Origin of the sequence: Pseudomonas sp. LP_7_YM (genome assembly GCF_004364435.1) — a bacterium.
In the GTDB taxonomy this organism is placed as follows: domain Bacteria; phylum Pseudomonadota; class Gammaproteobacteria; order Pseudomonadales; family Pseudomonadaceae; genus Aquipseudomonas.
This window is the reverse complement of record NZ_SOCT01000001.1, coordinates 277,481-299,242: the sequence shown is the minus strand read 5'-3', so window position 1 is coordinate 299,242 and position 21,762 is coordinate 277,481. Positions and strand designations below refer to the sequence as shown.

Below are 21,762 nucleotides of genomic sequence, written 5' to 3'. Positions count from 1 at the left end.
GTGGTGATCCGCTTCAGCCGCGGGTACGCGGCAATGCCAATTGCAGCAGTTTCTGTTCGTTGGCCTCATCACGAGAAAGTTCGCCGGTAATGGCGCCCTCACTCATGACCAGAATCCGGTCGGCAATACCCATGACTTCCATCAGATCGCTGGACACCACAATCACCGCAATGCCATCGGCTGCCAGGTTATGAATGATCTGATAGATCTCGGATTTGGCGCCGATGTCGATACCTCGGGTCGGCTCGTCGAGCAACAACACCTTCATCGGCATGGACAGCCAACGACCCAGAATGGCCTTTTGCTGATTACCGCCGGACAGAAACAGCATTTGCTGGTCAGGCGATGGTGTTTTGACGTTCATCGCGCGAATCTGCCGTCGGGCGTTGTCACGCTCCCAGCGACCCTGAATCAGGCAACCGAAATGAACATGCCGGGGACGGGCACCGATGTTGATGTTCTCGGCGACGCTGGACAACGGCACAATACCTTCCTTCTTGCGGTCCTCCGGACACAACAGAATGCCGGCGCAAATCGCATCTCGCGGGGAGCGCAAATTCAGCGGATTGCCGTCCAGTTGCAGGGTGCCGGCCTGGCTGCGAGTCAGGCCCGAGAGAATACGGAACAGCTCGGTACGACCGGCGCCGACCAGCCCGAAAAAACCCAGCACCTCGCCCTTCTCTACCGCAAAACTCACAGGTTCCTGTAGCCCCGGGCCCAATAGCCCGGTCACGCGCAGGCTCGGGCCCTGATGCTGGCGTGGTCGGTAGTTGTAAATGTCCTGGATGTCGCGACCGACCATGCAGGTCACCAGCCGGTCATGATCCAGCTCGTTCATGTCGTCGAAGGTGCGCACGAAGCGTCCATCCTTGAACACGGTCACGGCATCGCACACGCGGAAGATTTCTTCCATGCGATGGGATACATACAGGATCACCCGCCCCTCATCGCGCAGTTTGACGATAATCTCCATCAAACGATCGATTTCCCGTGCCGACAGGCTGCTGGTCGGTTCGTCGAAAGCGATCACGTGGGCGTTGCGAGACATGGCCTTGGCAATTTCCACCAGTTGCCGCTGCCCTAGCGACAGGTCGCCCAGGCGAGTCGTGGGGTCGATTTCGTCCGCTAGCCCCTTGAGCAGCTCTCGGGCATGGCGAACCAAAGCGCGCCGGTTGACCATTCCCCAGCGATTGGGCATGTGTCCGAGGAGCAGGTTTTCCGCCACCGACATTTCCGGCACCAGATGCAGTTCCTGGTGAATCACCGCGATACCCGCAGCGATGCTGTCGGCGGTGGATTTGAACGCCAGATGTTGGTCGCCGATTTGCAGGTCGCCACTGTTGGGCTGATACGAACCGCCGAGAATCTTCAACAGCGTCGATTTGCCCGCGCCGTTCTCGCCCATCAGCGCATGAACGCTGCCTGGCCGAGCTTCAAAATTGATGTCCGAGAGCGCCTTCACGCCGGGAAAAGTCTTGCCGATCCCATTGAAGCGCAGGCTGCCGCTGGACTGCTGTAGCTGAACCGGTGCCTGTTGCATGAACCACCTCCTCCTCGCCCCACCCGAACGGTATGGAGCGAGGCCTTGCTGATGTCAGCCTGACGGGCAGGCCTGCCGATGTACGCTGCGGATTACTTGTACAGACCGATCCTGGTCAGCACGTCCTTGAAGTTCTCGCGGGTAATCAGGGTCACATCGTCCATCGCGGTGTACTTGGGTGGTTCTTTGCCAGTGCTGACCCACTCGTACATTTGCAGGGCTGTGTTGTAGCCCTCTTTGTCCGGACTGGGCAGCATCGAGCCAAAGAAACCGCTTTCTTTCTTTTTCAGCTCGTCGATGGCATCGGTGCCGTTGATTCCGATGCCGATGACGTTGGCCGGAGCAAACCCAGCGCCAGCGGTGGCGCGTACACCACCGAGCACGGTGTTGTCGTTCATGCCGCCGACAATCAGGTTTTTCGCGTCGCTTGGCAATTTGGGCAGGGCCGCGTTGGTGGCGTCCATGCTGCCGGGCACGTCGAGGGTTTTCTGCGGAGTGAAGAGTATGTGGTCTTGCGGCAGTCCCGCCTTCTTCAGCGCGTCAACCGAACCATCAGTGCGCTTCTTTCCGGTGTCCAGTTCGTTGTAGGTGTTAATGATCGCGTAGGTTTCTTTCCAGTCCCAATCGCGCTTCTTTGCCTCGTCCGCCATCGCCTTGCCCTGCTTCTGGCCGACTTCAAACGCCGCCATGCCCAGATAAGGCACGTCTTCCATAAACTTGCCCTTGGCATCGACGAAGCGATCGTCCACCGCCATGACCTTCATGTCATTGGCCTTGGCTTTGGCGACGATCGACGGACCAAGCGACACGTCAGGAGGACAGATGACAAAACCCTTGGCGCCATTGGCGGCCAGGCTGTCGATAGCAGAGAGGGTTTTTTCGCCGTCGGGCACGGCGATCTTGATCACTTCGAAACCGTGATCCTTGCCAGCTTTTTCAGCGAAGGCCCATTCGGTCTGGAACCACGGCTCTTCGGCTTGTTTGACGAGAAACCCGATCTTGACCTTGTCAGCAGCCAATACGCCGCTACTCATACCGACAATGGCAGTGGCAACAGCGGCACAGCACAGGGAACGAATCCCGTGGCGACTCAACATAGCTAACTCCTTATTTTTATTGACTAGCTACAGCATCCAGCAGTGAGTGTCGTTTCAACCAGCGGTGTATCACCAAAGGCTGACCGACTGAAAACAGTCATATCATATTATCAATGACGTCTATGTAACCGAGTGTCACACCCTCCTAACCTTGCTTGAGGGCTTTATTTCTCATCCAGCGAAACGCTGCGAGGGCAAGCCCCTGATGCCTGTTTCCAGTTGCAATACAGCACCATCCAGTTCCATGGCATGGCTGTCGGGCCTGGCACTGGTGACGAACAGCGTGGTCATCCCAGGTCCGCCAAAAGCACAGCTGGTAGGATGGCTCAGCGGCAATTCGATGATGCGGTCGACACTGCCGTCGGGCGAGAAGCGAATGATGCACTGGCCGCCCCAGCGGCAATTCCAGACGTAACCCTGTGCATCCATCGCCGACCCGTCGGGTACACCGCGCTCATGAGGGCCCGCCCAGATGCAGCGCTCGCCCAAGGAACCATTGGCCCGGATTGGATAGCGATAGATAACGCCATCAAGGCTGTCAGCACTCAGCAATGTGCTGTTGTCATCGGCCCAAAGCAGGGTATTGACGATGCCCTGACCTCCAAGCAATGGTCTGACCTGTGCGTCGGCGTCCACCCGGAAGATTCCGCCCGACCTACGCTCCAGGGGCAGGTCGCCACCTTCTGCATCTAGATTGTTCTGCATGGTGCCAAGCCACAAGCGACCGGCACTGTCACATCGAGCTTCATTGGCACGATTGCCCTCCACAGGGTCGGCCACACAGAACAGCGATACGTCGGGATAATCAGCGGGGGAATCGAGGTTCAAGCGATAGACGCCACTGGCTAACGTGACCAGTGCATCGCCGCGAACAGTGGGAATGAAAGCAGAGACGGGTTCGTGAAGCTGCCAATGATGCAACTGCCCCTGATGCAAGCGCAGCGCGCGAAATCTGGCAATGTCCACCCAATAAAGGCTTTGCTGAATGTCGTCCCAAAAAGGCCCTTCAGCCAATTTGAATCGCGGGTCACAGACCGGCTGCCACTTCATAGCGAAATCCTGTAGTTATTTTTGTCAGGTTCTAGCTGGGCGCTTCGTTGAGAGCCTCGACATCTTTGTTAAGCGTTCATTGCCCGCCTATGGCTTGTTCATTGAACGAGAAATGACGTCGCAGGCGTTCTCGATCAAGCTCATGCAGGCCCAGACACCACGCGCCGCATCACGCCCTGCAATGGCGTCCGCCAGCTCCTTGTGCAGCGGCAGCGTTCTGCCAAGCTCCCCCGGAACACCGGAGGACACCTCGAACGAAATAGCCAGCAATGCACTCAGTGCTGGCAGCATCTGTTCGATGAACTGATTATGGCTGGCCGCCAGCACCACTTCATGGAAACGCTGGTCAGCCTGGTTGTAATCACCCTTGTCGGCAACGCAAGCCGCCAGTTGCCGATAGGCCGCCTGGATCTCGACAATCTGCGCCGGGGTAGCCCGCTCACACGCCCACCTGACCGCCATCGGCTCAATGGCACGACGCAAATCCAGCAGGTCCATCACAAAGCTCTCCGGCAGTCCATTGGCCGCCAGCCAACCCACCACCTGCGGATCGAACAAATTCCAGCTGCGCACCGGTAAAACCCGTGTGCCCACCTTGGGGCCGACTTCCAGCATCCCCTTGGCGACCAATGTCTTGATTGCCTCACGAATCACCGTTCGGCTGACCCCGAACTCTTCTCCCAACGCTGCCTCGACTTTCAGTGACTGCCCCGGTTCAACACTGCCTCGAGCAATCCAGGCACCCAGACGGTCTACAGTCAGTGCGTGAAAATTGTTGCTCATCGCTGCGCCCCTTTGGTACGGAAGTTTCCGCAAAACGAGGCTAATCATCACATGATTGACTGTCAAACCACTGTACACCTACTGCAATCTGGACCAAACCTCACTGGATTCTGTCAGTCGCTTAGGGTTTCCTAAATAGTATTACAATTAAATTTTAAATCGAGAGGTTTCGGCCTTAAAAACCGGATTTTCACAACTTTTCATGAAATTAGTAATACCAGAAGCCAGCAGCGGCGCTGCCTACGCGTCGTTGTCAATGCGGGCAACCTGGGCACGAACCCTATCGCAGCACTCAAAACAACAAAAGGAAGAATGCAATGAGAAAGACACTTATCCCCGCTATCGGACTGACCATGCTCACATGTGCACTGCAGACGCATGCCGGCTCCGGGCTGTCCACTGAACATTCTGCTTTCGGCAAGCTAGCTGACGGCACACCCGTGGAAAAGTACATTCTGCGCAACAGCCAGGGCATGCAGGCGACCGTCATTACCTATGGCGGCACCCTCCAGTCGCTGCTAGTGCCAGACAAGAATGGCAAGACCGAGGATGTGGTACTGGGTTTTGATGATCTGGACGGTTACCTCCACGGTAAGGCGTACTTCGGCGCCACGATCGGTCGATTCGGCAATCGCCTGGCCGAGGGTAAATTCAGCCTCGATGGCAAAAACTATCAGGTCCCTCAGAACGACCATCCCAACTCGCTGCACGGCGGTACCACAGGCTTTGACAAACAGGTGTGGAAGGCTGAGCAGGTCAAGGACAAGGGCTGGGTCGGGGTGAAATTGACCTATGTTTCAGTTGACGGCGAGATGGGTTTTCCGGGCGCACTGAAGGCCGAAGTGACCTACAGCCTCAACGATAAGAACGAGCTGCGCATTCAGTACCACGCCACCACCGACAAGCCCACTGTGGTTAACCTGACCAACCACAGCTATTTCAACCTTGCGGGCGCTGGCAATGGCGATATCCTCGATCAAGTCGCGATTGTCCATGCCAGTCGTTACACGCCGATCACTAAAAAGCTGATTCCCACTGGAGAACTGCCATCGGTCGCTGGCACTCCCTGCGATTTCCTTAAACCGGTCGCGTTCGGCAAACGCATTCGCGAACTCAATCAACAGTTAAAGTTTGCCGAACGCACGCAGGGTGGCTATGACCATAACTGGGTGCTCGATACCCAAGGCAAGGTGTCGAATCTGGCAGCGGATGTAGTTGATCCGAAGTCCGGGCGCCGCCTGCAACTGTTTACTACCGAGCCTGGGGTGCAGCTTTACACCGCCAACTTCCTGGATGGCACCGTCAAGGGCAAGGCTGGCAAGATCTACCCGCACTGGGGAGCATTCACCCTCGAGACCCAGCACTACCCGGACTCACCCAACCAGAAAGGTTTTCCCTCTACCCGCCTGGACCCAGGCAAGGTCTATAGCCAGACCACCGTGTTCAGGTTTCTGAACCAATAACGGCCAGCTAGCGGGTCACCGCAAGGTTGACAGATTGAATCACCGGAGAGCACTCAGAAAAATCCGTAAGGATGGATTCACACACTCGCCGGGGACAAACCTATTCATTTGTATATGTCTGTACGCTGCGTGCCACCCTTCTGTACCACCTATTACAAATTGTGGATCAAAGTGATAATTCGACTGAATTTTCCTCTTGGTTCCGACTCAACGAACTGTAAGCGATTTGATAGGGAGGTTTGCGAGAGTGGCACAGTACAAGCATTTCAGAATCGATTATCTGCTTCATGGGAAATACAAAAGCTTCTACATCAGTGCCGAGACCATGGATAACGCATCTGCCTGGCATTGGGCGTCTGTGGACGCAGGATTTGGTCAGATACCCAAATATCGTTCGGACAAGGTTCCGAAAGTTACCAAACCCAAGGCCGAACAACTGGGGCTGACAGATGTCGAGTGGGCCGAATCCTGAGCAGCCCAACGCTTAAGGACGAGCCTGATGCATCCCGCCGGTATTCCGGTGCCAGCGGGCTTTCGAGATTGATCTTTACCAGGTTGTTACCTCCCTTCCCTGCGCAACTGTCTTTCCGTGAAGCTCATCTGTGACATCGAAGATGCAGGTGTCCTCTTTGTGACTGCCAAAGCCCATCGACTCACCCTGCCTTTCAACGTGACGACCCGTCTTCAAAGCGCTCGCGCGATGGCCCTTGTTCGTCGGTTTTCTCACCCTTGAAGAAACTGATCATTAAACGACCATTGCGATTGAGCCCTTATAATCAAGGGCTTTCAGCCAGTTATCCACAGAGATATTCACGCTTTCCGTGGACAACTTTCTGTACGAAATAGCGTTGACTTTCAGGGGCTTCCGAGCGTAACGCTCAGGCCCCGCATCATGCAGGTGTGCCTCGAAAATCAGGACAGTCACGCCTAAACCGTGCCTAACCAGCGCTGCGCAGCTTTATCAAAACGGGTGCAGGCGGCCCGTTATCTGCACCCTGGATTTTGATCTTTCGCTGTACCTGGTTAGCCTGCTGAATATGCCTGCCAACACTCCAAGCTCCGACGGATCTCCTTATCGAGCGCGGCATGCTCGGCCCCATTGCTGGGTGGGGTGCCAGGTGTTAGCTGGGCAAGGACAGGCTCAACCGCAATGTCGCCCTCGAATCCTCCGCTGACCAGAATCCGGTGTTGAGCCCGGAAGTCGATGTGGCCACTGCCAATGCCACCCCGACCGGAATCCGATATGTGATAAATAGCCAGAAGATCCAGATTATCCCGCAGGGCCTGGCTGGGGTCAGGCTCATCAATGTTCATATGGAAACTGTCCAGAATGAGCCCCATGTTGCTTCCGCCGACCTCGCGCCTTAGCTCACGGAACTCGCAGGCAGTATGAATCAAGGGCACTTCGTAGTGATTGCAGACCTCATACAGGGTCCTCACGCCGCGAGTCCGGGCGTAGCCATCCACCGCTCTGCAGCACCTGACCAACCTTTCCCGAGCAGCGCCTTTGTCTGCGCAGTTGCCCGTCCAAAGCGAAAGTCCGTGCAATGTAACCGGCACTGAACCCAAGGCTGCCGCGAAATCTACGACATTTCGGTAGTAAGCAATTGCATCTGCCTCCGTGGCTGCTTGTGGATCTGCAGGCGCCGCGTTGACAGGATCAACCGCGATGATCCGCAAACCTGACTGCTCCGCGCGGCTTTTGAGTTCTGAAGGGTCAACGTCACGATGATCGCCCGCGTACTGAATCCCTTCGAGCCCAAGCCCAATCGCCCTTGACGTCACTTCTTGAGCAGCAGTCATCCCCAAAGTCCACGTCACTACGCTGATGCCCATATTTCCTCCAATTCATTCACGCCGGTGTAGACTCCTGATCTAGAGCCTTCAAAGGTTCGAGGAAACGAAAGCGCGAGGGTTCCATCGCTGGGTCGACCGGGCCGGATTGACGGATTTCGTCCATAACGGGAAACAGCTGCGGGACGTTGAATTGCGCAGGTACTGGCATGCCCATACAAAGGAGCGCGCGGCATAGTGGCGGGCCGCGACCGAAGAAGATGTGGCCACGACCCGAAGGGATGAGCAGGCTGTTCGGTCAGACGGCAGCGCCCTTGGCCTGCTGCTCCAGGTGCCCCTGCAATTGAGGATCGATTTTGAGCGCAGCCGCAAGCTGATCAAGATAACTACGCCCGGCACCCTGTTGGTCATCGACGACAAGAACGCTCGCCAAATACATCTCCGCGGCCATGCCCGGCTCTCCCTCCGCTTGCTTTGCGACGTCCGCAGCGCTCAGTGACTTGGCCACTTCAGCGTCCAGCCATTGCTGCAATTGCGGATCATCGGCATGCCGGGCAAATTCATTGCGAATGATCTCCTGTTCCCGCTCATCGATTTTGCCATCAGCCTTGGCAGCGGCGATCAACGCGCAGAGGATGCCATGACTGTGATCATTGGCTTCCGACCCTACCAATTGATCCACAGTACGCGGCGCCTGCTGCGAAGCGGATTGCTGTTGTTGTTGCCATGCTTGGTAGGCCCGAAAAGCCATCATGCCCAGAGAGGCCAGCATCGCGTAGTTGTTACCCCCGGAACGCGTCTGCGCAGTTTCCCCGACTCCGCCCGCTTGGCTGCCGCCGAGCAATCCACCCAAAAGGCCACCTAGCCCCCCACTGCTGGATGAAGTACCGGAACCCGCTCCCAGCAGCCCGCCGAGCAACCCCCCCAGGCCCCCTTGCCCCGTAGCGTCGCCATTTTGTCGGGTGGCCGCCCCCTGAGTGGCGCGCAACAGCTTTTCCAGCACATCGCTGGTATTCATAACCTTCCCCTTATCCCGGATACATAATTTCATACAACGATAGCCCTCAAACGTCGGGGCGTCACCACCGTCCAGCCGAGCAGCGAGTTTTACGAAGATCTATTCGACCACGGATGGCGTGAAAACCCGTGTGCTAACATCGCGAACACCTATTGAGGTCACGGTCGGGGATGTAGAGCGCGGCAAACCCGAGCCTGACTGTTTTCTGCTGGCCGCCAAAAAGCTGGGCGTGAAGCCTGGGACTGCCTGGCGTTCGAGAATGCTCCGGCCAGAATTGCAGCTACCGAGGCCGCCGGGGCCAAGATGGTCGTTACCGCCCCCCATCAGCACGCGATGCAAACCTTGCACTCGAGCTTGAACAGCCACGACACCTGCACTGTCCCGATCAATGATCAAGGCGGGCTGCAACTGCGCTGACAATGAGACATTGCGGCACGATTGCGATTCAGTCGCAGTCGTCCTTCCTCAAGCAGCGCTCAGGACACCGGCTAAAATCGCCTTGACCTGGCCGATACCGCCTTGCAGCGCATGATCAATCTCGGCCATGCTGATCACCGCAGACGACTTACCTGCTGCTGGGTTGACCACCAACGCCAGACAGGCATATTCCAGTTCCAGCTCCCGGGCGAGGCTTGCCTCGGGCATGCCCGTCATACCCACGATGTCGCAGCCATCGCGCTCCAGGCGAACAATCTCGGCGGCGCTCTCAAGCCGAGGACCTTGAGTACAGCCATAGACCCCAAAATCACTGAAAGCACACCCCTGCGCGGTCAACGCTGCAATCAGCCGAGCACGCAAGGGTTGGCTGTAGGGATGGGTAAAGTCGATATGAGTCACCTGCTCCAGATCATCGCAGAAAAAGGTGTGATCACGACCGCTGGTGTAATCCACCAAATTGTGGGGCACGCAGAAATGACCGGCGTCCATGCCTGAATGGATTCCGCCTACAGCGTTTACCGCAAGGACTGCTTGCGCGCCCGCCTGTTTCAGAGCCCAGATGTTGGCCCGGTAGTTGATCCTGTGTGGCGGCAAACGGTGTGGATGACCGTGGCGCGCAAGGAACATCACTTCCCGCCCGGCCAGTTCACCGAGCTGAATTTCCCCTGACGGTGCCCCATACGGCGTATTTACTGGCAGTGACTGACGAATCGTCAAACCGTCAAGCTGGGTCAATCCAGTGCCGCCGATAATTGCATAGACAGTCATCGCTAATCCTCAATCGATCAGTTGCGCAGTACGTAATGCATTCAGGGCCGTCAGCCAGCGTGGATGTTGCCGATACTCAGTAGTCACAAGTCCCTTGCCGCGCATACTTGTGATGCGCTGATGAGGAGTGACTTTCATTCGCTGAACGGCGCTCAGGGCCAGCTCGGCGGCGCCACGGTCGTTACATACCAGGCCCATGTCGCAACCTGCGGTCAATGCGGCCTCAATACGGCTGGCAGCATCGCCTGCCACATGGGCACCGGCCATGGAAAGATCATCGCTGAAAATAACGCCGTCGAAGCCGAGCTCGCCGCGCAGGATTTCCTGTAGCCAGCGCCGTGAAAATCCTGCCGGTTGCGAATCAACCTGCGGATAAATCACGTGGGCGGGCATCACTGCCGCCAGTTGCTTGCTCAGCCGTTTGAACGGCACCAGATCGTTGGCACGAATGCTTTCCAGACTGCGTTCATCTGTCGGGATCGCCACATGGGAATCCGCTTCGGCCCAGCCATGCCCCGGAAAGTGTTTGCCGGTGGCGACCATGCCGGCTGCGTTCATCCCGCGTATAAAGGCGCCGGCAAGCAACGCTGCGCACTCCGGGTCGCCATCGAACGAACGACTGCCCACGACGGCGCTGCGTTGATAATCCAGATCCAGCACCGGAGCAAAGCTCAGATCCAGTCCGACTGACAGGACTTCGGTCGCCATCAGCCAGCCGCACTGCTCGGCAAGAAATTCAGCGTTCGGAGCATCAGCGATCGATCGCATGGCTGGCAGCCGCACGAAGCCGTGGCGCAGCCGCTGAACCCGCCCTCCCTCCTGATCGACCGCCAGCAGCAGGTCGGGACGAATGGCGCGAATGGAAGCACTCAGCTCGCGAACCTGGCGAGCGCTTTCAATATTGCGTGCAAAAATGATCAGGCCGCCCACCTCGGGCTGACGCAGAAACTGACGGTCTTCGGAGGTTAGCCAGGTACCGGCAATATCCACCATCAGGGAGCCATTCAGGCCAGAACTCATATGAAAGATCCTTCAACAATCATTGCCTAATGCGGCATGGTGCGGGATCGTCGGGTGCGATGCAAATGCACGGCACCCCTGAGCGGGACAGTCAGACTTTGGCGGGAGATGGCGCGGTACTTTTACTGCGTGGCTTGAGCTGGGCGCTGATCATGGCGGCATCGGTGACACCGGTTTCGGCACGCATACCGGCCGCCAGAAAAGGCACCATCAGGCGCATGACCTCTTCGATGGAGGTGTTGACGCCGAAATCGGTTTCCGCGATGGCGCGCAAGGCCTTGATGCCGGACATGCTGAATGCCGCGGCGCCGAGCATGAAGTGTACGCGCCAGAACAGTTCGATCGGGGGAATACGCGGGGCAGCTTCGTTGACCAGCAACATATAGCGGCGAAAGACCTTGCCGTACATATCTTCCAGGTAACGCCGCAAGTGCCCTTGGCTCTGACTGAAGGCCAGCCCGAGGAGGCGCATGAAGATCGACAGATCATTGCCGCTTCGTGGCTGGACGACCAGGGCCTGCTCGACGAGCATTTCCAGCAGGTCTTCGAGCGTGGGCTTATGTTCCGGCTTCGCCTGACGGCGCTCCAGCTCTTTGTCCAGACTGGCGCAGAACGGACCGAGGAAGCGCGAGAATACCGCCTGGATCAGCGCCTTCTTCGAACCGAAGTGATAATTCACCGCTGCAAGGTTGACCGAAGCCTTGCTGGTGATCAGCCGCAGCGAAGTTTCGGCAAAGCCCTTCTCCGCGAACAACTGCTCTGCAGCATCAAGAATGCGTTCAACTGTTTCCGACTGGGCCATGATTACTCGCCTGACAAACACTTGTTTGAAACATACGTTTCAGCCCATCGACTGTCAACCCTGGCCGTGCGCTCTATGAGGGGTAGGTGTCGCCATTTAATCATAAAAAACGCGGCATTTTGCCACTCTCGATCATAGCTTTGTCCATGAGATGAAGACTTTGGAGCTGCATGTGCAAAAGGATGATTGCCAAGACGCGATCACTGTATATAATCCCAGTCACTGTATAAAAAGACAGAGCGATGCACATGATCAAACTGACGTCACGCCAAGCTGAAATACTGGACTTCATCAAACGCTGTCTGGAAGACAACGGCTTCCCGCCGACCCGTGCGGAAATCGCTCAGGAACTGGGGTTCAAGTCCCCCAATGCTGCCGAGGAGCATTTGAAAGCCCTCGCACGCAAGGGCGCCATTGAAATGACTCCGGGCGCCTCCCGGGGCATACGTATTCCCGGTTTCGAGCCCAAGACCGACGACAGCAGCTTGCCCATCATCGGTCGAGTCGCAGCCGGTGCGCCTATCCTCGCCCAGCAACACATTGAAGAGTCGCTGACGATCAATCCAGCCTTCTTTCATCCAAGCGCCGATTACTTGTTGCGGGTCCACGGCATGAGTATGAAAGACGTTGGCATCCTCGATGGCGACCTGCTGGCCGTTCACACCACTCGCGAGGCGCGCAACGGCCAGATCGTCGTCGCCCGAATCGGCGACGAGGTCACGGTCAAGCGCTTCAAGCGGGAAGGCAGCAAGGTCTGGCTGCTGGCCGAAAACCCTGAATTCGCCCCCATTGAAGTCAACCTGAAAGATCAGGATCTGGTTATCGAAGGGCTGAGCGTCGGCGTGATTCGCCGTTAAGGAGACGTTTATGCAGTTCCCACAGACATCGCAGCAATACACACAACTGCCGCTGTTCGAAGCATTCATGGCCCCTGCGTTGCCTGGGCTTGACGCTCCGCTGCTGGCGGTCACGGCACTCGAAGAGATCGTCGAAGCCCCCTGGAACAGCGAACCAGAAGTCTTTAGTGAGTTGTCATTGCGCGGTGCTGCGGGGAATTGCCTGAGCCTGCTTGCACCTGTTTTGCGCGACCTGAGCCAGGACCGAAACGACCGATGGCTCACACTGATCGCCCCGCCAACCAGTGTGACCCAGTCCTGGCTGAGGGATGCGGGTCTGAACCGTGAACGTATTATCCTGATGCAGCCAAGAGGTGCTCAAAGCGCACTCGAACTCACTCGCGAAGCCTTGCGCCTGGGGCGCAGCCACACCGTCGTAAGCTGGATTAATCCCCTTCCCGCCAGTGCGCGGCAGCAATTGATCAGTGCGGCACGTATCGGGGACGCGCAGAGCTTGAATATCCGGTTAGGCTGAAAGTCTGCGGCAGTCGACTCCCGGAAACAGGTTGGTCCGCAGGCGGGGAAGTAGCTGCTTTCTCGGGCCGGAAACAGGACAGCGGACAGGATATTGCGAATGCCGACCCACTACGAAGAGATCCGCGCAGAATCAATGCAGAATCCGCGGCCCCTCTTCTTCCTTGGTAAGTTCGCCTTCAGCCAGGCGACCGGCCATTTGGACACCCACGCTAAGCATCGCCTTGGCGACTTCAACGTGTTGGCCATGCAGAAATGCCTTGGCATCCTCAGAGAAGTTCAGGGTCACAAGCGATCCTTCATCTTCGGCACGGCGCAACTCAATGCGACCGTCAGGCAGTTCGACAATTTCCAGAAAAGAGGTTGGCATCAGGACAGGTCTCCACGAAATGCGCGCATTGTAACAGCCTGAGGACTCACGCCCTAGCCCACCTATCATTCTGCGTTAACACTCGCTCAGTCCTTCCCGAAAGCGAATCGCCAGCCCCTTGAGCTGCTGACGCCAGCTTTCCATTTCTTCACAAGTCAGCTCTGGCTCAATCTCGCCCTCAACAGGTACTGCAATTATCAGCGGCTGCGTTACATCACCCTTTGGCTTTTTCGGTGCCCTGGGCGGTTGAAATAGCGCGCTGTATGAAACCAGCAACTGCGCCAGCCAGGTTTCCCGCTGTTGTGCCAGCTCCACCAGCTCCCCCATCTCAGGGATAGCAATGGCTTCCAGCACCTGGGGGGTCAGCAAATCCTCGGCGCGTGGCGTATTTGCTTGCGGCAGGCGGTAGAAACCAGCGATTTCGTGGCACAGCCCCAGCAGAGCGCCATAAAGATGAAAAATTGCCGACTCGCGTTCGGCCTGCTCCAGCCCCTGCGCGTTCATCACCCTGCTTTCCCTGGCTTTGGCCATCGCCTCAAGCGCCAGGCCAGCGAAGAAAATCTTTTGATTGGTGCGGGTATAGAGTTCATGAGCCATGACAGCGGCCTCCACATCAATGAAATTCAAGCGAGCCAACCCGTGAAAAAAATCCCCCGATGCACACCAGGGCATCAAGGGATTCTTTTAACGCAAAGCGTGGATACTCGCCAGTCGCTTTCAAGCTGACATCAAGGCGTCAGCGCTTGTCTTCGACCTTCCAGGTGCCGCCGTCGTAGAACGCGCGCCAGCCAGTAGGCTTGCCCTCCACCTCGGTCTGCACATACTGCTCCTTGGATTTACGGCTGTAACGAATCACGGACGCTCGGCCATCAGGGTCTTTCTGTGGCGCTTCGCACAGGAAGTGATACTTCGGATCGATTTCCGACTTGTGCGGCACGATTTCGAGCACCAGCGGAGCACGGGTCTCGCGGTTTTTCGGAAACTGGCTCGCGGCCAGGAAAAGACCCGAGGCGCCGTCGCGCAAGATGTAAGTATCATCGACCTTGTCGCACTTGAGTTCGGGCATCTTCACCGGGTCCATCTTCGGCGGTGCCGCCTCGCCACTCTTCAGCAGCTTGCGGGTATTCTTGCAGTTGGTACAGCCGAAAAACTTGCCGAAACGGCCGGTCTTGAGCTGCATTTCGCCGCCACACTTGTCACACTCTACGCTGGGGCCTTCATACCCTTTGATGCGATACGTGCCCTCTTCGACCTCGTAACCCGCACAATCCGGGTTGTTACCGCAGATGTGAAGCTTGTGTTTCTCGTCGAGCAGGTACGCATCCATCGCCGTGCTACAGATCGGGCATCGATGCTTGCCGCGCAATACGCGGGATTCGGATTCTCCCTCATCGTCCTCGGCGATCTCGTCACCTGGCGTGAGGTTGACGGTGGCCTTGCAGCGCTCCTTGGGCGGCAGACTGTATCCAGAGCACCCCAGGAACACCCCCGTGGACGCCGTACGGATCTGCATCGGCCGTCCGCAGACCTTGCACGGGATATCAGTCATGACCGGCTCGTTGGCCCGCATGCCACTGCCGGTGGCTTCGGCCACTTCCAGCTTCTTCTTGAAGTCGCCGTAGAATTCGTCGAGTACGCTTTTCCAGTCGCGTCCGCCTTGGGCCACGTCATCGAGGTTCTCTTCCATGCCGGCCGTGAAGCCGTAGTCCATCAGGTTGGAGAAACTTTCGGAGAGTCGCTCAGTGACGATGTCGCCCATTTTTTCCGAGTAGAAGCGACGGTTGTGCAACGCCACATAACCTCGGTCCTGGATAGTCGAGATGATCGCTGCGTAAGTCGAAGGACGACCGATACCACGCTTCTCCATCTCCTTTACCAGACTGGCTTCCGAGTAGCGCGCCGGCGGCTTGGTGAAGTGCTGGCTCGGATCGAGCTTGATCAGCTTCATGCTATCGCCCTGAGCCATGTCGGGCAGAACGTCGTCGTCGCCAGGTTTGCTCATTTGCGGCAACACGCGGGTATAACCGTCAAACTTGAGGATACGGCCCTTGGCACGCAGTTCGAAGTCGCCCGCCGCCACGCTGACGGTGGTCGAGAGGTATTGTGCAGGCGGCATCTGACAGGCTACGAACTGACGCCAAATCAGTTCGTACAGGCGCTCGGCATCACGCTCCATACCTGAAAGCTTGCTCGGATGAGTATTGACATCGGAGGGACGAATCGCTTCGTGAGCCTCTTGCGCGCCTTCTTTGCTGCTATAGACGTTCGGCGAATCCGGGAGGTATTTCTTGCCGAACTCGGTCTCGATGTAAGTGCGCGCCATGGCCACTGCGTCCGCCGACAGATTGGTCGAGTCGGTACGCATGTAGGTGATGTAGCCGGCTTCATATAAGCGCTGGGCCATCATCATGGTTTTCTTCACGCCATAACCCAGACGATTGCTCGCCGCCTGTTGCAGGGTGGACGTGATGAATGGCGCGGAGGGCTTGCTGCTGGTCGGTTTGTCTTCGCGCTTGGCGATGGTATAGGACGAAACCTTGAGTTTCTCCAGCGCCGCCATGGCATGGGCTTCGTTCAGCGGCTTGAAGGCTTCTCCCTTCTCTCTGGCCACTTCAAAGCGCACATTGGCACCTTTGGCAGACCCCAGATCAGCGTGGACTTCCCAGTATTCTTCCGGGATGAACGCACGAATCTCGCGCTCGCGCTCCACCACCAGCTTCACGGCGACCGATTGCACCCGACCTGCGGACAGGCCACGGGCGATCTTCTGCCACAGCAGCGGCGAGACCATGTAACCCACAACCCGGTCGAGGAAGCGACGCGCCTGCTGTGCGTTAACACGGTCGATGTCCAGCTCGCCGGGTTTGGAGAAGGCTTCCTGAATCGCCTTCTTGGTGATTTCGTTGAACACCACGCGCTTGTAGCGCTGGTCGTCTCCACCAATGGCTTCGCGCAGGTGCCAGGCAATGGCTTCCCCTTCGCGGTCCAAGTCCGTCGCGAGGTAGATGGTGTCGGCATCCTTGGCCAAACGGCGCAGCTCGTCGATCACCTTCTCTTTGCCGGGAAGGATTTCGTACTTGGCTTTCCAGCCGTGGTCGGGGTCGACGCCCATGCGCGCAACGAGCTGGCGCTTGGCCTTTTCCTTGGGCGACAGCACAGGCGCTTCAGCCGCGGTCTTGCCGCGCTTGGCAGCAGGCTCTTTGGCGGCACTCGCCGAACCGCTGGTGGGCAGGTCTCGGATATGGCCGATACTCGACTTCACCACGTACTGGCTACCCAGATACTTGTTGATGGTCTTGGCCTTAGCCGGGGATTCCACAATGACCAGCGATTTGCCCATGGATCGGAAAATTCCTAATGCAAGAAAAAAAGACGTTGGAGCCGTCGAGGCCCCGCTATATATAGTGGCTGCAAGGTGAGGTCAAGCACCGGCTACTGCAAGGTCTCGCTTTACGACCTTGAAAAAAGCTCAGGTTCGGCCTGGACCAAAGCAAAGCGCGGCACTTGCTCGCCGTCAACCTCTACTGACTCCAGAAACAGGGTCAAAGGACGCACCCATAGCCCGTATTCGCCATATAGGGCCTGATAGAACACCACTTCCTCTTCGGTCTCGGAATGCTTCGCGACACCGAATACGCGGTACTCGGGGCCCTTATAGTGTCGATACAGACCTGGCTTCAACTGCATGCTGCTGACCTTATGGATTGACGCAAAAAATTCAAAAACATTTCCCGAGAAAAGCAAAAGCCGGGGCACCTGGCCCCGGCTTGCACACTCACACCGATTAAACGCGTTCGAACACGGTGGTGATGCCCTGGCCCAGGCCGATGCACATCGTGGCAACACCCAAAGTGCCGCCCTTCTGCTTCATGACATTGAGCAAGGTGCCGGAAATACGCGCTCCCGAGCAACCAAACGGGTGACCCAGAGCGATAGCGCCGCCGTGCAGGTTAACCTTCTGTTCCATCTTGTCGAGGACTTTTAAATCTTTCAACACAGGCAGCGCCTGTGCAGCGAAGGCTTCATTGAGCTCGAAGTAGTCGATATCGGCAATGCCAAGACCCGCGCGCTTGAGCGCTTTCTGCGTCGCCGGAACCGGGCCGTAACCCATGATTGCAGGATCGACACCCGCCACCGCCATGGAACGAATGACTGCCATAGGCTGAATGCCCAGATCCATCGCGCGCTGACCCGACATCACGATCATGCAGGAAGCGCCATCAGTGATCTGCGACGAAGTGCCGGCGGTCACGGTACCACCTTTTGGATTGAAAGCAGGTTTGAGCGCAGCCAGACTCTCCAGCGTGGTTTCAGGACGGATGGTCTCGTCGAAGTCGAACATCTTAAGGAAGCCATGCTCGTCATACCCCTGCATGGGGATGATTTCGTCCTTGAAGTTGCCTTCCACGGTCGCCTGTTGCGCAAGACGGTGCGAACGCACGCCGAACGCGTCCTGTGCCTCACGGGTGATCCCGTGCATCTTGCCGAGCATTTCAGCCGTCAGCCCCATCATCCCCGAGGCTTTGGCTGCGTACAGCGACAAGTGCGGGTTCGGGTCCACGCCGTGCATCATGCCGACGTGTCCCATGTGCTCGACACCGCCAATGACGAACACATCACCGTTGTTGCTCATGATCGCCTGAGCGGCAGTGTGCAGCGCGCTCATTGATGAGCCACACAGGCGACTGACCGTTTGCGCAGCCGACGTGTGGGGGATCTGAGTCATCAGCGACGCCATGCGCGCAATGTTCCAGCCCTGCTCCAAGGTCTGGTTGACGCAGCCCCAGATCACGTCCTCGACTTCCGCCGGGTCGACCTTGCTGTTGCGTTCGAGCAGTTTGCTGATCAGGTGCGCCGACATGTCTTCGGCGCGAGTGTTACGGTGCATGCCACCCTTGGAGCGGCCCATCGGCGTACGACCGAAGTCGACAATCACGACGTCTCTCGGATTCAAGCTCATATTTTCACCTGTTCGTTGGGCACTTAACCGAAGAAGCGCTGGCCGGTCCTGGCCATTTCGCGCAGCTTCGCAGTGGGGTGGTACAAAGCGCCCAGATCAGCGTATTTGTCAGCCAAGGCAACGAACTCAGCGACACCGATCGAATCGATGTAGCGCAGCGCGCCGCCCCGGAACGGAGGGAAACCGATGCCATAGATCAGGCCCATGTCGGCTTCGGCTGCGCTGTCGACGACGCCGTCTTCCAGGCAACGCACGGTTTCCAGGCACAGCGGTATCATCATCCAGTTGATGATGTCTTCATCGCTGACCTCGCGCTGTTCGTAAATCACCGGCTTGAGCACTTCCAGAACGGAAGCATCGACGACCTTCTTCGGCTTGCCCTTCTTGTCGGTCTCGTAGACGTAGAAACCTTTGCCATTTTTCTGGCCCAGGCGCTTGGCGTCATACAGGGCGTCAATGGCAGAGCGACGATCGTCCTTCATGCGGTCCGGGAAGCCCTCGGCCATTACATCGCGACCGTGGTGGCCGGTGTCGATGCCGACCACGTCCATCAGGTAGGCCGGGCCCATTGGCCAGCCGAACTTTTCCATGACCCTGTCGATGCGCACGAAGTCGATGCCAGCGCTGACCAGTCTGGCGAAACCTCCGAAGTAAGGGAACAGAATGCGGTTGACCAGAAAGCCCGGGCAGTCGTTGACCACGATCGGATTCTTGCCCATTTTCTTGGCGTAGGCCACGGTGGTCGCGACCGCGACCTCGCTGGACTTCTCGCCGCGGATGACTTCGACCAGCGGCATCATGTGCACCGGGTTGAAGAAGTGCATGCCGACAAAATTCTCGGGCCGCTTGAGCGCTTTGGCCAGCAGACTGATGGAAATGGTCGAAGTGTTGGATGCCAGGATAGTGTCTTCCCGCACCTGCCCTTCCACTTCCGAAAGCACGGCCTGCTTGACCTTCGGATTCTCGACGACCGCCTCTACCACCAGATCGACGTGACCGAAATCGCCGTAGGACAAGGTCGGCCGAATCGCGTTCAAGGCTTCAGCCATCTTCGCCGGGGTCAGGCGGCCTTTTTCGACGCGCTTGTCCAGCAGCTTGGAAGCCTCGTTCAAGCCCAGCTCAATGGCCTCTTCGCGAATGTCTTTCATCAGGATCGGCGTGCCCTTGACAGCCGACTGATAGGCGATACCGCCACCCATGATGCCGGCACCCAATACCGCAGCCTGCTTCACATCTTTGGCAACTTCGTCGTAAATCCTGGCTTTCTTCTTCAGTTCCTGATCATTCAGGAACAGGCCGATCAGACTCTCGGCGGCCGAGGTCTTGGCCATTTTCACAAAGCCTGCGGCTTCTACTTCCAGCGCCTTGTCGCGGCCGAAGTTTGCGGCTTTCTGGATGGTCTTGATCGCTTCGACCGGGGCCGGATAGTGAGGACCGGCCTGACCGGCAACGAAACCCTTGGCGGTTTCAAACGCCATCATCTGCTCAATGGCATTGAGTTTCAGCTTGTCCAGCTTCGGCTGGCGCTTGGCCTTGAAGTCGAACTCACCGGAAATGGCGCGTGTGATCAGGTCCAGGGCAGCTTCCTGTAACTTCTCAGGCGCAACGACCGCATCCACTGCGCCCACTTTCAGGGCGTCTTCGGCGCGGTTGTCCTTGCCGGAAGCGATCCACTCGACCGCATTATCAACGCCGATCAGACGTGGCAGGCGAACGGTGCCGCCGAAACCGGGGTAGAGGCCCAACTTGACTTCTGGCAGGCCAATCTTGGCCGTCGCGGACATCACACGGAAGTCGGCGGCCAGACACATCTCCAGTCCACCACCCAAGGCGATACCGTTGATCACGGCCAGCGTGGGCACGTTGAGGTCTTCGAAATCACTGAAGATTTTGTTCGCGTCAAGGTTACCGGCGACCAGTTCGGCATCCGGCAGCTTGAAGTTATCGACGAATTCTGTGATGTCGGCGCCAACGATGAAAACGTCTTTGCCGCTGGTGACGATGACGCCCTTGATTGAACTGTCGAGCTTGATGGTTTCGATAGCCTGACGCAATTCATTGAGGGTGAGGCGGTTGAACTTGTTGACGGACTCACCCTTGAGGTCGAATTGCAATTCGACGATGCCACTTTCAAGAGCCTTAACCGTGATGGCTTTACCTTCGTAAATCATCAACTGATCTCCACGATATGGAAGCTGAACAATGCGCATCAGACGCTGAAGTCCGGCGGCAGGCACCGACGTTACCGTCAATGCGAACACCAAACGCCAGGCACCCCGTCGACACGATTCGGGCGTTTGTCGAAGCATTGCTGTGGCAAACGCTCAATTCATACGCCCGTTTGATTTGGGTGCGCCTACCTTCGGCCATATTCCAGTAATTGTCAATTCGCCAGACAGCGGGCAAAACCGGCAAATCGCAGGTAAAAAGCACACAGGATAAGTCAGCAGTCAGATCGATGAGTGCACCTAATGGAGGAGCACAGGTCGTCACCGGAAACGACGACCGGTAGGTGGATCCGGGAAGATAACGGCATCCATGGCAGACAAACGCACCAATGAGGTCTACATTCAGCTCACTGCGCATCAAGACGGGTCGCTTTTCAGAAAAGCGGTGAAACGAATCAGTACGTCTTTGCAGTCTTGCACCGCAAAACACCCAAAATTACGGCCTGCCTGGCCAACCCCGGCCCGATGTTGCTATCGGGCTTTTTATTGCCTGCAATTTGTCTCCCCAGGTGTTTCTTCCTACGCCAACGCCTTGAGCACCGAGGCAATACGTTGCAATACTTGCACATCACCCCTTTCGGCCCAGTACAGCGCGATCAACTGCTTGCCCGCTTCGACCTTGTACACATCGGCCGGCAGTGTCTGAAGCTGCGAAAGCAGGCGCCAATCGTCGCAGGCCTCGCGCCACTGGTTAACCCAGACTCCGGGTGCCATCTGCCAGTACACCCATGTTTCCGGCTCGCGAGAGGCGCGCGGCCGGTGATATTGTGCGCACGTGCCTGGCGGCTCCACGGGCAGCCAGTGAGGCCACTCCTGCGGGATCAATTGCATGGCAAGACCCATCCGCCGGGCCTCCATGCGCATGGCCATGCGGCCACTCTGTGAACGCGACGGCCGAAGCCATACCAGAGGACTTAAAACCACAGCAATGATTGACAGCACTATCCACGCCGTCATATCTGTATGCCCCCGTCGCGGCAAGCGGCGGGCAAAACACAAAGGCGTGCCCAGATGCGCGTGAAAAAAGCCATAATCCCAAACATCGCAAACCTCAGAAGGAA

The 21,762-nt window shown here is 57.4% G+C and carries 20 protein-coding genes; 4 read left to right on the top strand and 16 right to left on the bottom strand.

Features of this window, described 5'->3' with window-relative positions; translation table 11 throughout:
- Positions 1-13: 13 nt before the first annotated feature.
- The 4 genes from araG to EC915_RS01410 form a co-directional block, all read right to left on the bottom strand.
- Positions 14-1,540 (bottom strand): L-arabinose ABC transporter ATP-binding protein AraG, encoded by a 1,527-nt coding sequence (gene araG / locus EC915_RS01425; protein WP_133748746.1) that lies wholly within the window; start codon positions 1,538-1,540, stop codon positions 14-16.
- 92 nt (positions 1,541-1,632) lie between these two features.
- Positions 1,633-2,637 carry a substrate-binding domain-containing protein gene (locus EC915_RS01420; protein WP_133748745.1) on the bottom strand — a complete coding sequence of 335 codons (1,005 nt, stop codon included), beginning with the start codon at positions 2,635-2,637 and terminating at the stop codon, positions 1,633-1,635.
- Between the two features lie 171 nt (positions 2,638-2,808).
- Positions 2,809-3,687 (bottom strand): SMP-30/gluconolactonase/LRE family protein, encoded by an 879-nt coding sequence (locus EC915_RS01415; RefSeq protein WP_133748744.1) that lies wholly within the window; start codon positions 3,685-3,687, stop codon positions 2,809-2,811.
- Between the two features lie 87 nt (positions 3,688-3,774).
- On the bottom strand, positions 3,775-4,470 hold the full coding sequence (locus EC915_RS01410; protein ID WP_133748743.1) for a FadR/GntR family transcriptional regulator: 696 nt from the start codon (positions 4,468-4,470) through the stop codon (positions 3,775-3,777).
- A gap of 317 nt (positions 4,471-4,787) precedes the next feature.
- Here EC915_RS01410 and EC915_RS01405 point away from each other — a divergent pair, with 317 nt between their 5' ends.
- Both EC915_RS01405 and EC915_RS01400 read left to right on the top strand, forming a co-directional pair.
- The gene (locus tag EC915_RS01405) at positions 4,788-5,933 is read left to right on the top strand and encodes an aldose epimerase family protein (protein WP_133748742.1); all 1,146 of its coding nucleotides are present in this window, start codon (positions 4,788-4,790) and stop codon (positions 5,931-5,933) included.
- A gap of 247 nt (positions 5,934-6,180) precedes the next feature.
- On the top strand, positions 6,181-6,405 hold the full coding sequence (locus tag EC915_RS01400; protein ID WP_133748741.1) for a DUF6555 family protein: 225 nt from the start codon (positions 6,181-6,183) through the stop codon (positions 6,403-6,405).
- A 551-nt stretch (positions 6,406-6,956) separates the two neighbouring features.
- Here EC915_RS01400 and EC915_RS01395 read toward each other — a convergent pair.
- From EC915_RS01395 to EC915_RS01375, 5 genes are all read right to left on the bottom strand, one after another.
- Positions 6,957-7,769, bottom strand: coding sequence for a sugar phosphate isomerase/epimerase (locus EC915_RS01395; protein ID WP_133748740.1), 813 nt, complete (start codon positions 7,767-7,769; stop codon positions 6,957-6,959).
- A gap of 256 nt (positions 7,770-8,025) precedes the next feature.
- Positions 8,026-8,745 (bottom strand): tellurite resistance TerB family protein, encoded by a 720-nt coding sequence (locus EC915_RS01390; RefSeq protein ID WP_133748739.1) that lies wholly within the window; start codon positions 8,743-8,745, stop codon positions 8,026-8,028.
- A 465-nt stretch (positions 8,746-9,210) separates the two neighbouring features.
- Positions 9,211-9,951: an S-methyl-5'-thioinosine phosphorylase gene (locus EC915_RS01385; protein ID WP_133748738.1), complete on the bottom strand. Its 741-nt coding sequence runs from the start codon at positions 9,949-9,951 to the stop codon at positions 9,211-9,213.
- 9 nt (positions 9,952-9,960) lie between these two features.
- Positions 9,961-10,959, bottom strand: a complete 999-nt coding sequence (nagZ, locus tag EC915_RS01380) for a beta-N-acetylhexosaminidase (RefSeq protein ID WP_177413352.1) — start codon at positions 10,957-10,959, stop codon at positions 9,961-9,963.
- Between the two features lie 103 nt (positions 10,960-11,062).
- Positions 11,063-11,773, bottom strand: coding sequence for a TetR/AcrR family transcriptional regulator (locus EC915_RS01375; RefSeq protein WP_133748736.1), 711 nt, complete (start codon positions 11,771-11,773; stop codon positions 11,063-11,065).
- Positions 11,774-12,021: 248 nt separating this feature from the next.
- Between EC915_RS01375 and lexA the strand changes: the two genes are divergently transcribed.
- A complete protein-coding gene (gene lexA / locus EC915_RS01370) occupies positions 12,022-12,630 on the top strand; it encodes a transcriptional repressor LexA (RefSeq protein WP_133748735.1) in 609 nt (202 codons plus the stop codon).
- Positions 12,631-12,640: 10 nt separating this feature from the next.
- Positions 12,641-13,144, top strand: a complete 504-nt coding sequence (gene sulA, locus EC915_RS01365) for an SOS-induced cell division inhibitor SulA (protein ID WP_133748734.1) — start codon at positions 12,641-12,643, stop codon at positions 13,142-13,144.
- Between the two features lie 132 nt (positions 13,145-13,276).
- Here the strand turns inward: sulA and EC915_RS01360 are convergent, their stop codons facing one another.
- From EC915_RS01360 to EC915_RS01330, 7 genes are all read right to left on the bottom strand, one after another.
- Positions 13,277-13,513 carry a hypothetical protein gene (locus EC915_RS01360; protein WP_133748733.1) on the bottom strand — a complete coding sequence of 79 codons (237 nt, stop codon included), beginning with the start codon at positions 13,511-13,513 and terminating at the stop codon, positions 13,277-13,279.
- Between the two features lie 75 nt (positions 13,514-13,588).
- Positions 13,589-14,110: a DUF6586 family protein gene (locus EC915_RS01355; protein WP_133748732.1), complete on the bottom strand. Its 522-nt coding sequence runs from the start codon at positions 14,108-14,110 to the stop codon at positions 13,589-13,591.
- Positions 14,111-14,249: 139 nt separating this feature from the next.
- Complete coding sequence (gene topA / locus EC915_RS01350) at positions 14,250-16,853, bottom strand: type I DNA topoisomerase (protein WP_133748731.1); 2,604 nt, start codon at positions 16,851-16,853, stop codon at positions 14,250-14,252.
- Between the two features lie 110 nt (positions 16,854-16,963).
- Positions 16,964-17,200 carry a DUF1653 domain-containing protein gene (locus EC915_RS01345; protein ID WP_133748730.1) on the bottom strand — a complete coding sequence of 79 codons (237 nt, stop codon included), beginning with the start codon at positions 17,198-17,200 and terminating at the stop codon, positions 16,964-16,966.
- A 97-nt stretch (positions 17,201-17,297) separates the two neighbouring features.
- Positions 17,298-18,473, bottom strand: coding sequence for an acetyl-CoA C-acyltransferase FadA (fadA, locus tag EC915_RS01340; protein WP_133748729.1), 1,176 nt, complete (start codon positions 18,471-18,473; stop codon positions 17,298-17,300).
- A gap of 23 nt (positions 18,474-18,496) precedes the next feature.
- Positions 18,497-20,644, bottom strand: coding sequence for a fatty acid oxidation complex subunit alpha FadB (gene fadB / locus EC915_RS01335; protein ID WP_133748728.1), 2,148 nt, complete (start codon positions 20,642-20,644; stop codon positions 18,497-18,499).
- A 576-nt stretch (positions 20,645-21,220) separates the two neighbouring features.
- Positions 21,221-21,658: a hypothetical protein gene (locus EC915_RS01330; protein WP_133748727.1), complete on the bottom strand. Its 438-nt coding sequence runs from the start codon at positions 21,656-21,658 to the stop codon at positions 21,221-21,223.
- Positions 21,659-21,762: the final 104 nt, after the last annotated feature.

Excerpts from the sequence above, each read along its gene's own strand:
- araG (WP_133748746.1), bottom strand. The coding sequence starts at position 1,540 with ATGCAACAGGCACCGGTTCAGCTACAGCAGTCCAGCGGCAGCCTGCGC.
- EC915_RS01420 (WP_133748745.1), bottom strand. The coding sequence starts at position 2,637 with ATGTTGAGTCGCCACGGGATTCGTTCCCTGTGCTGTGCCGCTGTTGCC.
- EC915_RS01415 (WP_133748744.1), bottom strand. The coding sequence starts at position 3,687 with ATGAAGTGGCAGCCGGTCTGTGACCCGCGATTCAAATTGGCTGAAGGG.
- EC915_RS01410 (WP_133748743.1), bottom strand. The coding sequence starts at position 4,470 with ATGAGCAACAATTTTCACGCACTGACTGTAGACCGTCTGGGTGCCTGG.
- EC915_RS01405 (WP_133748742.1), top strand. The coding sequence starts at position 4,788 with ATGAGAAAGACACTTATCCCCGCTATCGGACTGACCATGCTCACATGT.
- EC915_RS01395 (WP_133748740.1), bottom strand. The coding sequence starts at position 7,769 with ATGGGCATCAGCGTAGTGACGTGGACTTTGGGGATGACTGCTGCTCAA.
- EC915_RS01390 (WP_133748739.1), bottom strand. The coding sequence starts at position 8,745 with ATGAATACCAGCGATGTGCTGGAAAAGCTGTTGCGCGCCACTCAGGGG.
- EC915_RS01385 (WP_133748738.1), bottom strand. The coding sequence starts at position 9,951 with ATGACTGTCTATGCAATTATCGGCGGCACTGGATTGACCCAGCTTGAC.
- EC915_RS01375 (WP_133748736.1), bottom strand. The coding sequence starts at position 11,773 with ATGGCCCAGTCGGAAACAGTTGAACGCATTCTTGATGCTGCAGAGCAG.
- lexA (WP_133748735.1), top strand. The coding sequence starts at position 12,022 with ATGATCAAACTGACGTCACGCCAAGCTGAAATACTGGACTTCATCAAA.
- sulA (WP_133748734.1), top strand. The coding sequence starts at position 12,641 with ATGCAGTTCCCACAGACATCGCAGCAATACACACAACTGCCGCTGTTC.
- EC915_RS01360 (WP_133748733.1), bottom strand. The coding sequence starts at position 13,513 with ATGCCAACCTCTTTTCTGGAAATTGTCGAACTGCCTGACGGTCGCATT.
- EC915_RS01355 (WP_133748732.1), bottom strand. The coding sequence starts at position 14,110 with ATGGCTCATGAACTCTATACCCGCACCAATCAAAAGATTTTCTTCGCT.
- topA (WP_133748731.1), bottom strand. The coding sequence starts at position 16,853 with ATGGGCAAATCGCTGGTCATTGTGGAATCCCCGGCTAAGGCCAAGACC.
- EC915_RS01345 (WP_133748730.1), bottom strand. The coding sequence starts at position 17,200 with ATGCAGTTGAAGCCAGGTCTGTATCGACACTATAAGGGCCCCGAGTAC.
- fadA (WP_133748729.1), bottom strand. The coding sequence starts at position 18,473 with ATGAGCTTGAATCCGAGAGACGTCGTGATTGTCGACTTCGGTCGTACG.
- fadB (WP_133748728.1), bottom strand. The coding sequence starts at position 20,644 with ATGATTTACGAAGGTAAAGCCATCACGGTTAAGGCTCTTGAAAGTGGC.
- EC915_RS01330 (WP_133748727.1), bottom strand. The coding sequence starts at position 21,658 with ATGACGGCGTGGATAGTGCTGTCAATCATTGCTGTGGTTTTAAGTCCT.